Genomic DNA, 12783 nt, shown 5'->3' on the forward strand with positions numbered 1-12783 from the left:
AGTAGTTTTCTCTATTTTTCATCTTTATTTGTACGATTAAGCATAGTATACACTGTACTTAATAGCAATTTTTATCTGGAATTAGGCTACTTTAATCAAAAAAAACCTTATCCGGTTGAATAAGGTTTTTTTATTAGTTATTTTGTTGAATTCTTCTTGCAAAATCCACAAATTTAAATTTGTCAGGACGATGTCTTGATTGACCATATTGTAATAGTGAGCCATCGTCTAAATAGACAAATGTATTTACGACTACTACCATATCATAACCGTCTAAGTCCAAATATTTCCGGTCATCTTCTGAACAAGTTTGAACAACTATCTCTTTTTTGGCAAAACCTATATTCAGCATCAAGGTATTTTCAATATAATCAAAAATCGATCCTTCACAAATTTCCTTTGTAAGAAGGTCAATATATATACCATTATAAAATTCCTTATCTAAAATAATTCTCTTACCATCAATTTTTCTTGCTCGAACTACTTTCCATACTGCTGTTTCATCATCAATTTGTAATTGTTCTTTAATAAATTTTCCGGGCTTTACTTTATCAAGCTTTTCTACGATTGTTTCAGCATTTCTTCCAATTTGTGTCGAAAGTTCTTTGAAACTAATTAATCCTGTAACTGGAAAATTAAATTTAGCTGTATCTAAAATAAATGAACCCTTTCCTTTAACTTTATTGATATAGCCATTTTGCTCAAGCATCTGCAAGGATTTTCTTATCGTATCCCTTGAAACATCAAATTGTTCCATCAAACTTTTTTCCGATGGAATTTTACTTCCGACAGCAAATACACCTTTTTCTATCTGTTCAATTAACCTATGATAGATCGATATATACTTTGCATTCATATTCATCACCTAAGAAAAATTTTATTATATTCTCCCTTTTTTCTCAAGAATGTAACAAATAGATTCATATGGTCGCAAAGTTATTTCAGATAAAGTAGGGCTTGATTCATTATAATTTGAAATCAAAATACGTTCTTCAAACCCACTAAGGTCTATATTCTCAGGTAATGTAAATACCGTGTTTTGATCATAAAAATTATTGATGACAATTAACTTCTGATTCTCCAAACTGCGAGTATATGCAAATATTTGTGGATGGGCCATACATAATGCTTCATATTTACCATTCACTATAATCTCATATCGTTTTCTTAGCCCAATTAACTTTTGATAATGATAAAATATTGAATCCCTATCTTTTAGTGCTTGTTCTACATTAATTTGCTCATAATTTTCACTAGTCGAAATCCAAGGCTCTCCAGTTGTGAACCCCGCATTTTCTGTATCATCCCATTGAATTGGTGTACGAGAATTATCTCTAGATTTACTTTTTAAAATGGATAAAATATCTTCTTCAGCCACTCCATTTTCTTTTAAAATCTTATAATAATTTAAACTTTCTACATCTCTATATTGTTCAATCTGATCAAACTTAGGATTTGGCATTCCTATTTCTTCACCTTGATAAATATAAGGTGTACCTCTTAGTAAATGCATTGTAGTTGCTAGCATTTTAGCAGATTCCTTATGATATATTTGATCATTTCCTATACGAGAAACGATACGTGGTTGATCATGATTGCACCAGAACAATGCATTCCATCCATTACCATCCTGCATTCCAATCTGCCAAGAATTAAGAATATTTTTCAACTCCATAAAATCAAAATCCATAATAGACCATTTTTCACCGTCTTTATAATCAATTTTTAAATGGTGAAAATTAAATACCATCGTTAATTCCTTTTCTTTTGGATTAGAGTATTGAATACAATGGTCTATGGAGGTAGATGACATTTCTCCAACTGTTATAATTTCTTGATTTTTCCCAAAGGTCTCTCTATTTAATTTCTTTAAATAATCATGAATTCGAGGACCATCCGTATAATATTTCCTGCCATCCCCATCTTCATCATCAATTAGTTCCTCTGGCTTCGAAATTAAATTAATAACGTCTAATCGAAATCCTTTTACCCCTTTATCAATCCAAAAATTAACGATATCGAACACTTCATTTTGGACTTCAACATTTTCCCAATTTAAATCTGGCTGAGTCTTATCGAAAAGATGCAAATAATATTCGTTTGACCCTTCTACTTTCTCCCAAGCAGATCCACCAAATTTAGAAATCCAGTTTGTTGGCTCTTTTCCATTTTTGCCTTCTTTAAAAAAATAGTAATTTTTATATGTTTCATCTCCTGCAAGAGCTTTTTTAAACCATTCGTGTTCTGATGATGTGTGATTAAAGACCATATCCAACATAATATCTATACCACGTATACTTGCACCCCGTACTAGCTCTTCAAAATCTCCCATTGATCCATATGCAGGGTCGATACTTCGATAATCTGCTACGTCATAACCATTATCATTTTGAGGAGATACATAAAAAGGAGTAAGCCAAATGTAATCGACACCTAATTCTTTTAAATAATCAAGTTTTTCAGTAACTCCTCTTAAGTCTCCAAAGCCATCTCCATTTGAATCATAAAAAGACTTCGGATAAATTTGGTATACAACACTGTTCTTAAAATCCTTCATTTTGTTTATCTCCTTGATTGTAATACTTGAAAGGAAGGAAAATAAATTTTTCCTTCCTCTTAAATAATTATGAATTTTTTACTAGCAGTTTTTTCTTATTAAAAATGATTGTTAAAATAAATGGAACTAAAATTGCAATTAACATTGCGACTGAAAACATTCCCATGTGTTTTGGTTGAATTGAGAGAATGCCAGGTAGTCCACCTACACCAATCGAGTTTGCCATGACGCCAGATCCAACTGAAACAATTCCAGCTATACCCGAACCAATCATTGCTGCTAAGAATGGATAAGCATATTTTAAGTTAATACCAAACATTGCTGGTTCTGTTACACCTAAGTAACAAGAAATAACCGCTGGTATAGAAATTTGCTTTTCTTCTTCATTTTTTCTGTTTAAGTAAAGAATTGCTAGAACTGCTGAACCTTGTGCAATATTAGATAAAGCAATCATTGGCCATAAATTCGTTCCACCAAGCTCACTCATTAATTGTAAATCAATCGCGTTCGTCATATGGTGTAAGCCTGTTATTACTAAAGGTGCATAGAAGAATCCAAATACTAAAGCAAATAACCATCCGAAAGAAGAAGTTAATCCAGAGTAAACAACATGAGATATTGCAGAACCAACTTTCCAACCAAGTGGTCCTAAAACCACATGCGCTATTAAAACTGTTGGTACAAGTGCTAAGAACGGAACAACAATCATTGATATTGCACTTGGAACAACCTTTCTAATCCCTCTCTCTAAAAATGCTAATGTGAAACCTGCTAAAATAGCTGGAATAACTTGAGCTTGATAACCGATCATGTCAATCTTCGCGAAACCAAAGTCCCAAACTGGTGCCTCAGCCCCACCTGCTACTGCATAAGCATTTAATAATTGTGGAGAAACAAGTGTGATACCTAGGACGATACCTAAAATTTGAGTTGTACCCATTTTCTTTGTAATCGACCAAGTAATACCAACAGGTAAGAAGTGAAAGATTGCTTCGCCTATTAACCATAAGAATGAATGCACGCCAGCCCAAAATTGTGAAGTTTCTACAATCGTTTTTGTTCCATCTTCTAATAACTTAATATCACCAATAACATTTCGAAACCCTAAAATTAGACCCCCTACAACAATTGCGGGAATTAATGGTGAAAAAATTTCTGCTAAATGCGCAAGTACCCGTTGTAACCATGTCATATTCTGTCTTGCAGCAATTTTTGCATCTTCTTTTGAAGATTCCTCTACCCCAGCAATTTTCACAAAATCATTATAAAACATTGAAACTTCATTACCGATTATGACTTGAAATTGTCCTGCTTGAGTAAACGTACCTTTAACTAGTTTGATCTCTTGAATTTTCTTTTCATCGGCTTTATTTACATCTTTCAAAACAAAACGCATGCGAGTTGCGCAATGAGTTACAGTTGCTATATTTTCTTTACCACCAATGTATTGCAGTAATTGCTTCGCATCATCACTAAAACGACTCATAATAATTCCCCTCCTCAATTTCTCTCTCTATGTATAATTGCTTCTTATCCTGTACGTACAAGATTAGTATATTCTTGTACGTACAGGATTGCAAGCGTTTTTTTGTAACCGTTGTCAGGCCTCTCGGATTCAGGAATCAAAGCATTAATTTATTCTTTGATTCTATCTAGTAACTTATTAAGGTTAGAAAAGGATATCCGCTCTTATTATTGAACTATATATATAAATGACTTGGAGGTGTGACATGCAAACCCATGATTTACAAGCTGAAATTGAGCAATTAGAAAGAGATATTCTTGAAAAAAAGAAACAACTCTCAAAACTTCGTAAAGCTATCCCGGAACAACAGGTAGATAATTATCAATTTCTTACTTCGAGCGGAGCATCTACAAACCTATTAGAACTTTTTGGAGAAAAAAACGAATTAATTGTTGTACATAATATGGGTAAAGGCTGTTCGTATTGTACGATGTGGGCAGACGAGTTTAATGGCGTTTATCATCATATTATTAAAAAAGCAGCCTTCGTACTTTCTACACCAGATGAACCTTGCATTCAAGAAGATATTGCTGCTGAGCGTGGATGGATTTTCCCGATTGTTTCCACAAAAAATACGACGTTTAAAAAAGATTTCGGTTTTGAAACTGACGGAAAGCCTCAACCAGGCGTTTCAACTTTTCGCAAAGACAAAGACGGAACAATTTTTCATGTGACAAAAGCATCTTTTGGACCTGGTGATGATTTTTGCTCTGTTTGGCACTTATTCGATCTATTACCTTCAGGCTCAACAAATTTTCAACCAGCGAAAAAATTAAATGACTATTCGCCTTTTCAATTAACAAACTATGTTGCCATTGAAGTAGAAAATTATGAAGAAGCTATAAAGTTTTACGAAAACATAATTGGGATGAAAGTTGAAAAGGTATTTGATGAAGAGACAAAGTTCTCTTTAAATGGAACATATTTTTATATTTCAAATAGTAAAGACAAGAACGTCTTTTTTGAATTTGCGGTTGATCGTTTTGATGAAGTGATTGGCAAATTAAAAGATGAAGGTTGTAAAATAACGAAGGTTTATAATGATAAAAATGTAATGATTGCAGATCCATTTGGAATGAAGTTTCACTTATTTGAAACAAGTAAAAATTAGGATTAAAAATTACGCTGTTTTCGTAAACTTTATTCCTAATAAACACGAAGTTTTGTCGATTTCTGCTAATGGATGCTAGCTTTCAGTGGGGCAGAATCGCTCATGCGGACACTAGTCCCTCAGTTCTCACAGAAGTTTCATACATTCAGCTCCAATTATCCTCTTTGTTAAGAGCTAAAAAGAAGCTATTACTTGTTTATATCGTTTAAGTTAGAAGTTATTATGGAATCCATTTCAATGAAGTGAGTGATGTTTATGGTAGAGATTATTAAAATCCGTTCAAGCGTATTTATTCCTGAAGTGCTTTGGATGGCACCTAGAATTGATCCAACTTCGGGTATTCAATTTGAATTCGGAGCAGATGCCCGTGAATTTTCTCCTCATACTGTTAACACAATGCGATCTAGAATCGAACAAGAGGTAATCGTAGACTTTGTAAAAAGAGAGCTCTTTTTACATTGTCAAACCGGCATTACAAAAGCCAAAATTACATATCCTGATGGCAAAGTTGAATACTTATCTGATAAAGCAAGTACTTCCGGTATTACATGCCAACATATTGATTGGTTGCCTGAATCGGTTCGATTCGTAATGCTGGCCTCAGCAAGTAACCCACTTAGACCTAATGCTCCAACGGTTGATTATGCGTACGATCTTGAATGCTTTTCAGATGGAACTGTTTCAATTAAAGGACGACATGATGGATTCCCGTGTTATGAAATCTATAAGCAGGTAGATTTTAGTGAATTTCAACTCATTTACCAACATGATTTTCGAAAAACAGGTGATACACCTGATGCTCTTGATGGTCCTATGGAATATCAGTTTGCGAGCGAATTTTAAAACCAATTAAATAACCGGTTCTACCTTTCAATTAATGATAGGAGAACCGGTACGATCTGTTTTCATTATGATAATGTTTCTTCAGTGTATGAATCAAACACCATACATCCAGCACCTTGAGCAACAACATTATATGCAGTCGTCGATTTTACTACTTGGACAAGGCTATTTGGATAATTTTGCATTCTAGTTCGCGCCACTTCGGATGCTACTTCAAAGAATAATGGCTTTGGAACTAATGTACCTCCGCAAATCACTATATCAGGACGTAGTAAAAAAATAAGGTTCGTTAACCCAATTCCGAAATAATAAGCTGCATCTTTGATAACTTCCAAACAAAGATGGTCTTCTTTTTCTAATGCTTCTAAAATTTGGTGGAAGTTAATCTCTTCAACGTCACTTACTTCATTTTGTAAATACGATGTCTCTCCACGTTTAATCCGTTTAACAATTTCCGCGCGAATGGCTGGAAGACTACTATATGCTTGTAGACAACCGTATGAACCACATGAACACCGTTGACCATGAACGTCAATAATCATATGTCCAATGGCCTCATCCATTTCATTTTTATTACTGACCAATCTACCTTGTTGAATAACTCCACAGCGAATACCCATATCACTTGAAACAAACACAATGTCATCCGTTATCTTTTCATAATTAAGTCTAAACTCAGCTAAAGCAGCTAAATTTGTACCATTATTAATAAAAACTGGACAACCATTCGACCCTTTTAAGTATTCAACGATGTTAAGCCCTTCCCACCCTCCAGCGAAAAATGATTTCGAATCCTTAATCTCTGCTTTTTCAAGATCAAATGGATCAAGGACACCTATTCCGATTCCTAAAAGTTTTTCTTTTTGTATTTTATTTTTGTTAAGTAATTCATCAACACTGTTCGTAACAAAATTTAGCGTGTAGATGCCCGTACTTTGATTATTCATTTTTAACTTTTTCGTTTCCAAAATATTTAAATCTAAGTCTAAAAGCAATACTGTTGTATATAGATTCGTAATTTCTACTCCTACTAAATAAAATGCTCTAGGATTTATAACATACATTACGGGTTTTCTTCCGCCGCTAGATATCCCTAGGCCACTATCATATACAAGTCCAGCTTGAACTAACTCATCTAATAAGCGAACACAAGTCGTATGTTTATAACCTGTCATTTCAGTTAATTTATTTACTCTAATAGGACCAAATTTACGTATTAAACTATATAAAAGCTTTATGCTCTTAACTTTTGGTGATTGTAGGCCAATAAATTCCTTTAGCATGCATTTCCTCCAAAATGTAGATTAATTGTCCCTGTTTTCGTAAACTTTGTTGCCAGTAAACATGGAGAAATGTAGATTTCCACTCCAGGATGCTCGCTTTTTAATGGGGCGCGCGATGAGCCTGGGCCCACACGATGTGGGTCATGCATGCGTTACGACAGGACGTCGTGGTATTAGCACGCCTGCTAAGGTCTCGTCTGTCCAGCTACTCCCACAGGAGTCTCACATATCCGTTCATCTTTATTTACAGTTTGCTTTAAAAACCCTTTTAAAAAAAACAATCTTTTAGAAAATACCTTAAACAATTTAAATTAGAATAACGAATCTTTCTTTTTTCATTTTTGTAAATTAAGTATTGCTATTTCCTTGTTTATTTTACAGTTTTACATCAAAAAACACAAAACTTTTTTCCAAAATGATTTTTAGTTTATTTACATTTACAATTGAATCGATTAGACTAATTAAGAAGGAATGATCGTAATCATTACTCCTTTATCAAAATTACTTATGTTATTAATATCAAAATACAGTTTATTAACTCAATTAGGAGGAAAAATAAATGCATAAAACAGAACATATTTTAGAAACTAGAGATTTTATTTTAAGTAAAACAAACTACCGTCCAACAGTTGGATTAATTTTAGGATCTGGCTTAGGTACACTTGCTGATGAAATTGAAAATTCAATTACAATTCCTTATAGTGAAGTTCCTCATTTTGCTAAATCAGAAGCAGTTGGACATGCAAATGAATTAGTAATCGGTGAATTAAGAGGTCAAAGTGTAGTAGCGATGAAAGGCCGATTCCATTATTATGAAGGATTTACTTTAGACGAAGTAACTTTCCCTGTTCGTGTTATGAAGGCTCTAGGAGTCGAAAAATTAATCGTAACTAATGCTTGTGGTGCAGTTAATACAAGTTTTAACCCAGGAGACTTAATGTTAATCACGGATCATATTAATTTAGTTGGAACAAACCCACTAATCGGTCCAAATAATCCTGAATTAGGAACTCGTTTCCCTGATGTTTCTGAAGTATACAATAAAGATTTACGTAGTCTTGCATTAAATGTTGCAGAGAAACAAAACATTTCTTTACAACAAGGTGTATATGCATGGTGGAGCGGCCCTTCTTATGAAACACCTGCTGAAATCCGTATGATTCGTACATTAGGTGCTGACTCTGTTGGTATGTCGACAGTTCCAGAAGCTATTGTAGCTGTACACGGAAATATGAAGGTTCTAGGTATCTCTTGTCTAACGAATATGGCATGTGGCATTTTAGACCAGCCACTAAACCATGACGAAGTAATTGAAGTTGCTAGCATGGTTCGTTCTAAGTTCGTTAACCTTGTAAAAGGCATTTTAGAAGAAATGTAATACAGTAGACTTTGGATTAAGGCTCTCTTGTCTAACGCCAAAATCTTGACATTAAAGTAAAGAGAGTTTAACTCTCTTTACTTATTTTATTTGTAAATGAGGTGTTTTTTTGAGGGGAATACTCTATATCATTATAGGTTCAGCATGTTATGGTGTTTTGTCCACTTTTGTAAAATTAGCTTATAATGATGGGTTTAAGGTAAATGATGTTGTTGGAATTCAGATGTTTATTGGAGCACTTTTATTATGGACTATCGTACTTTTTAATAAACGAAAAAAATCAAAACCAATTAATCAGCAATTTTCAAAGCCTACTAAAAAAGAAATTTTACTTTTAACCATTTTAGGATCTACTACTGGATTAACTGGTATGTTTTACTATCTTTCATTACAATATATCCCTGCGTCATTAGCGATCGTGCTTCTTTTTCAATTCACATGGATAGGTGTTTTATTCGAATCATTAATAAACCGTAAGCTTCCAGAAAAAAATAAATTATTATCGCTTATCCCATTAATCATTGGGACTCTTTTCGCTACAAATGTCATAACATCTGGACTTACGATTAATTTGTTAGGATTATTATTCGGGTTATTTTCTGCGATCTCATATAGCATTTTTATTCTCCTTAGTGGCAGAGTCGCGTTGCAAACAAATCCTTTTACAAAAACAGCACTTATGATTACTGGTGGTTTTATTATTTGTGCAATCATCCTTCCACCTAATTTTTTTCTCAATGGAAAATTATTTATCGAAATCACGTTAAAGTACGGATTAATTCTTGGGTTTTTAGGACCCTTCTTCTCAACCCTAATGTTTTCAAAAGGCGTTCCTTTAACTGGCTCAGGCTTAGCTTCCATTTTAGGGGCAACTGAACTTCCAACCGCTATATTAATGTCAGCTTTAGTCTTAAAAGAAGCAATCGGTTCAGCACAGTATATTGGTATTTTTCTTATATTAATTGGAATTGCTCTGCCTGAAATTTTAAGGAAAAGAATGCTGCAAGTCTCATAACTGCTCCTACATCGTGTTGGCCCAGGAGGCTCATCGTCCGACCTACTAAAAAGCGAGCATCCTCGAATGGAAATCTACCATTCTCCATGTTTACTAACAACTAAGTTTAAAAGAGCAAAAAATAAAAACACTTCAAATGTGAGTTGTGATTTCTTTTTCTTCTCACAACTTTATAATTGAAGTGTTTTTTACTAATGGAATTCTATATTATTTCATAATTTATTATCTGATAAGGGCGAGTAATATCGATAACTGTTTTTTCCAAATTGTTTTGCCTGATACATTGCTAAGTCAGCATGTTTTAATAATGTTTTCACATCTTGTCCATCATTTGGATAAACTGATATACCGATACTTACTGTAACAACTATATCTTTCCCATCTATACTATTTATTTGTTGAATCGATCGGATAATATCAAAAGCGATTTCATCTACTCGTTCTTGCTTGATTTGATCATCTAGTAAGATAATTAGCTCATCTCCAGCCCATCTAGCGCTGAACCCTTGCTGGTCAACAGTATTTTCCAGGCAATTAGCTACTTTTTCTAAAAGACAATCTCCAATCTCATGACCATATTGGTCATTCACTTGCTTAAAACCATCTAAGTCTAAAAATAGCACAGAGAACCTAGTTTCTTCATCCGCCTGGTTAATTGTCTCTGTTAATTTATCCAATAAATATCTTCTATTTGGAAGTCCAGTTAATTCATCATAATATGCCATTATTTTTATCACTTCGTTCTGTTCAGCAATTTTACCTTCAGCTTTCTTACTTTCATTAAATAATTTTTTATAGTTATATTCACTTTCAATTACAATTCGATACAGTTCAGTCATTCTTATATACATTTTTGAAAATTCGTAGATCATACCTACCAAGACAATATTTGCTGAAACTAAAGTATTCCATTTTGCAACGTACCACCCGAGACTGTATCTTTGACCCCCACAAAGGACAATTGCAACATCTAAGAAGGACGCTAACAATGCAACACATAACCAAGCCGAGGTTATCGTTCTTGCACGTTTCTTCCAATAAAAATAAATCAAAGTAAGGAGACAAGTCAGTAGAATGGGCGTACCTAAACCATAAATAAATAATGAAGTTAATTTACCCTCATTTAAGACAATTGGTAAATAATCGTGAAAAAATACTGTGACAAACGATAGGCCAATTATTAGTAAAAGTACCGTGCTAATCGTAAAAATCGTAGCTATTCTTGCACTTTTTTCATTTAATAGTAAGTTCTTATATTTTGATTCAACCATTAAATACACAAGAATAAAAATAGGATAACCTAGGTGCCAGAACAGATATAACCAAGGTGCAGTTTGTAGCCCTGCATGGAAAAGGCCATGCTCAGTGAAAACGCCTGGAAAAGTAAGCAAATACATTAGACTCATACCAGCTGAATATAGATAACCAGCTGAAAGAACGAGTATTGCAGGGGAACCACTGATTCGGAATTGGTTGTATAATATCATAGCCGTCATAAGTTCAAAAGTAATTAATGTAGTAAATATTGCAGGTTGATAAGCTAATATTTCTGGTAGTTGCAAATTCGCAAATGGTACACTAATTAACGAAATAATCGTTATAATGGCAGCAACAATATAAACAAATCTGCGCTGATGAGAATTTGTCTTTAAAGTTACTAAACTTTCTACTTTATCTCTAGCCTCTTGCAGTTCTTCCATGCAGACCTCTCCTAAAGTTTTCTTCAACTCTATTTAACTAAAAATTCATGATATTTTCTTAATAAAAAATTAGTTAAAAATAACTAAAATTCAGATAAAACAATATTTACTTTTACATAAAAAGCTTAATACATCCATAATAAAACAAAATTTTTTAAAAAATTAAGCCAAAAGTCCTACAAAATCAAATTAAGTTTACTAGTAATCTAATTATATTTTCAAATGTTTTTTGAATAATAATCTTGTTAATCCAAATAATATCTTTGTTAAATTTTAACGGAGGTGTTCTCTTGAAAGTTAGAGATGTTATGTCAAGTAATGTTGAATGTTGTTCAAATCAAGATTCGTTACAATCAGTCGCAAGTAAAATGGAATCATTAAACGTAGGTGCAATACCAGTAGTTGAAAATGGGCAGATAGTCGGAATGATTACAGATCGAGATTTAGCAATCCGCGGAATTGGTCAAAATGGGAGTGGGAGTGCCTCTCAAGTCATGACTAACAATATTGTGACGATTGATGCGAATTCGAGCCTTCAAGAAGCAGCAAATTTAATGGCACAGCATCAAATTAGAAGATTGCCGGTAATTGAAAATGGGAATCTGGTTGGGATGCTTTCTCTTGGTGATTTAGCTATAACTGAACAGTCTGATGAGAGTGCTGGTGAAGCATTGTCACAAATCTCTCAAAACGATATCCAGTAAGTAAGCAAGTAAATAGGGACCGTATTAAACACTATACGGTCCCTTTCTATTTGGTTTCAAAAGATTTATTTATTCATTTGAGCAAGAAAGTCTCCAAGTAGACTGTCCATATCATCATCTTCAATAGTTTCCTCGGTTGCAGCCAGTTGACTTTTATCTGCTGTTTCCCAATTAAAATTATCTAGATCATCAACGTATGGGCTTACTTGTACAAGATCCTCTTTCTTCTCTATATTTGTTTGTAAGTGTGTATCTCTACTTTCCCATTCAACTTCTAGATTTTTCACTTCATCTTGAAGATAGAGAGCGTCTTCTATCTCCAAAGCACTACTATTTAAAGATGTAAGGAGGGACACCGTACGGATTGGATTTGATAGTAATTGATAGACAATACTACCTAATAAGGCCTCAGAGTGCTCATGTTTTAACCAATCTCTTTGCGCTTTACTTAAACTTTTCGGAAGCGGAATCGTAATAGTTTGCCTTTGCCTTGAAAATGAATCACTTACTCCATTCATCACGTACTCGGCAATTTTACTAGAAAAATTACGTCGCTCGCTTTCCTTTAGCTTTTGTAACTGCCTTATGATTTGATCAGACGTATCGGAAGGGATTCGAAATGTGATAGGCTGTCCTCTCGTCAATTCTTTATCCTTCATAGAATCAC

At 33.7% G+C, this 12783-nt stretch carries 11 protein-coding genes; 5 read left to right on the top strand and 6 right to left on the bottom strand.

What is annotated here, in order from left to right:
- Window positions 1-133 precede the first annotated feature (133 nt).
- From treR to treP, 3 genes are all read right to left on the bottom strand, one after another.
- Window positions 134-856, bottom strand: a complete 723-nt coding sequence (treR, locus tag B7R65_RS07060) for a trehalose operon repressor (protein ID WP_088042068.1) — start codon at window positions 854-856, stop codon at window positions 134-136.
- A gap of 24 nt (window positions 857-880) precedes the next feature.
- A complete protein-coding gene (gene treC / locus B7R65_RS07065; protein ID WP_088042069.1) occupies window positions 881-2557 on the bottom strand; it encodes an alpha,alpha-phosphotrehalase in 1677 nt (558 codons plus the stop codon).
- 67 nt (window positions 2558-2624) lie between these two features.
- Window positions 2625-4043: a PTS system trehalose-specific EIIBC component gene (gene treP / locus B7R65_RS07070; protein WP_088042070.1), complete on the bottom strand. Its 1419-nt coding sequence runs from the start codon at window positions 4041-4043 to the stop codon at window positions 2625-2627.
- A gap of 244 nt (window positions 4044-4287) precedes the next feature.
- On the opposite strand from treP, the gene B7R65_RS07075 reads away from it, so the two are divergent.
- Together B7R65_RS07075 and B7R65_RS07080 are read left to right on the top strand one after the other, a co-directional pair.
- Window positions 4288-5193 (top strand): DUF899 family protein, encoded by a 906-nt coding sequence (locus tag B7R65_RS07075; RefSeq protein ID WP_088042071.1) that lies wholly within the window; start codon window positions 4288-4290, stop codon window positions 5191-5193.
- A gap of 255 nt (window positions 5194-5448) precedes the next feature.
- Window positions 5449-6036: a DUF3238 domain-containing protein gene (locus B7R65_RS07080; protein WP_088042072.1), complete on the top strand. Its 588-nt coding sequence runs from the start codon at window positions 5449-5451 to the stop codon at window positions 6034-6036.
- A 65-nt stretch (window positions 6037-6101) separates the two neighbouring features.
- Here B7R65_RS07080 and B7R65_RS07085 read toward each other — a convergent pair whose 3' ends face one another.
- Complete coding sequence (locus B7R65_RS07085; protein WP_088042073.1) at window positions 6102-7319, bottom strand: ROK family protein; 1218 nt, start codon at window positions 7317-7319, stop codon at window positions 6102-6104.
- A gap of 559 nt (window positions 7320-7878) precedes the next feature.
- On the opposite strand from B7R65_RS07085, the gene B7R65_RS07095 reads away from it, so the two are divergent.
- Both B7R65_RS07095 and B7R65_RS07100 read left to right on the top strand, forming a co-directional pair.
- Entirely contained in the window at window positions 7879-8697 is an 819-nt protein-coding gene (locus B7R65_RS07095) for a purine-nucleoside phosphorylase (RefSeq protein WP_088042075.1), read from the top strand.
- A gap of 109 nt (window positions 8698-8806) precedes the next feature.
- Window positions 8807-9712, top strand: coding sequence for an EamA family transporter (locus B7R65_RS07100; protein WP_088042076.1), 906 nt, complete (start codon window positions 8807-8809; stop codon window positions 9710-9712).
- 212 nt (window positions 9713-9924) lie between these two features.
- Here B7R65_RS07100 and B7R65_RS07105 read toward each other — a convergent pair whose 3' ends face one another.
- Entirely contained in the window at window positions 9925-11412 is a 1488-nt protein-coding gene (locus tag B7R65_RS07105) for a sensor domain-containing diguanylate cyclase (protein ID WP_088042077.1), read from the bottom strand.
- A 308-nt stretch (window positions 11413-11720) separates the two neighbouring features.
- On the opposite strand from B7R65_RS07105, the gene B7R65_RS07110 reads away from it, so the two are divergent.
- On the top strand, window positions 11721-12116 hold the full coding sequence (locus B7R65_RS07110; protein ID WP_088042148.1) for a CBS domain-containing protein: 396 nt from the start codon (window positions 11721-11723) through the stop codon (window positions 12114-12116).
- A 65-nt stretch (window positions 12117-12181) separates the two neighbouring features.
- Here B7R65_RS07110 and B7R65_RS07115 read toward each other — a convergent pair whose 3' ends face one another.
- Complete coding sequence (locus tag B7R65_RS07115) at window positions 12182-12775, bottom strand: hypothetical protein (RefSeq protein WP_088042078.1); 594 nt, start codon at window positions 12773-12775, stop codon at window positions 12182-12184.
- Between the last annotated feature and the right edge of the window lie 8 nt (window positions 12776-12783).

The sequence above is a fragment of the Bacillus sp. EAC genome, assembly GCF_002156875.1.
In the GTDB taxonomy this organism is placed as follows: domain Bacteria; phylum Bacillota; class Bacilli; order Bacillales; family Bacillaceae_G; genus Gottfriedia.

Excerpts from the sequence above, each read along its gene's own strand:
- B7R65_RS07075 (WP_088042071.1), top strand. The coding sequence starts at position 4,288 with ATGCAAACCCATGATTTACAAGCTGAAATTGAGCAATTAGAAAGAGAT.
- B7R65_RS07110 (WP_088042148.1), top strand. The coding sequence starts at position 11,721 with ATGTCAAGTAATGTTGAATGTTGTTCAAATCAAGATTCGTTACAATCA.
- treP (WP_088042070.1), bottom strand. The coding sequence starts at position 4,043 with ATGAGTCGTTTTAGTGATGATGCGAAGCAATTACTGCAATACATTGGT.
- B7R65_RS07080 (WP_088042072.1), top strand. The coding sequence starts at position 5,449 with ATGGTAGAGATTATTAAAATCCGTTCAAGCGTATTTATTCCTGAAGTG.
- treR (WP_088042068.1), bottom strand. The coding sequence starts at position 856 with ATGAATGCAAAGTATATATCGATCTATCATAGGTTAATTGAACAGATA.
- B7R65_RS07085 (WP_088042073.1), bottom strand. The coding sequence starts at position 7,319 with ATGCTAAAGGAATTTATTGGCCTACAATCACCAAAAGTTAAGAGCATA.
- B7R65_RS07105 (WP_088042077.1), bottom strand. The coding sequence starts at position 11,412 with ATGGAAGAACTGCAAGAGGCTAGAGATAAAGTAGAAAGTTTAGTAACT.
- B7R65_RS07095 (WP_088042075.1), top strand. The coding sequence starts at position 7,879 with ATGCATAAAACAGAACATATTTTAGAAACTAGAGATTTTATTTTAAGT.
- B7R65_RS07115 (WP_088042078.1), bottom strand. The coding sequence starts at position 12,775 with ATGAAGGATAAAGAATTGACGAGAGGACAGCCTATCACATTTCGAATC.
- treC (WP_088042069.1), bottom strand. The coding sequence starts at position 2,557 with ATGAAGGATTTTAAGAACAGTGTTGTATACCAAATTTATCCGAAGTCT.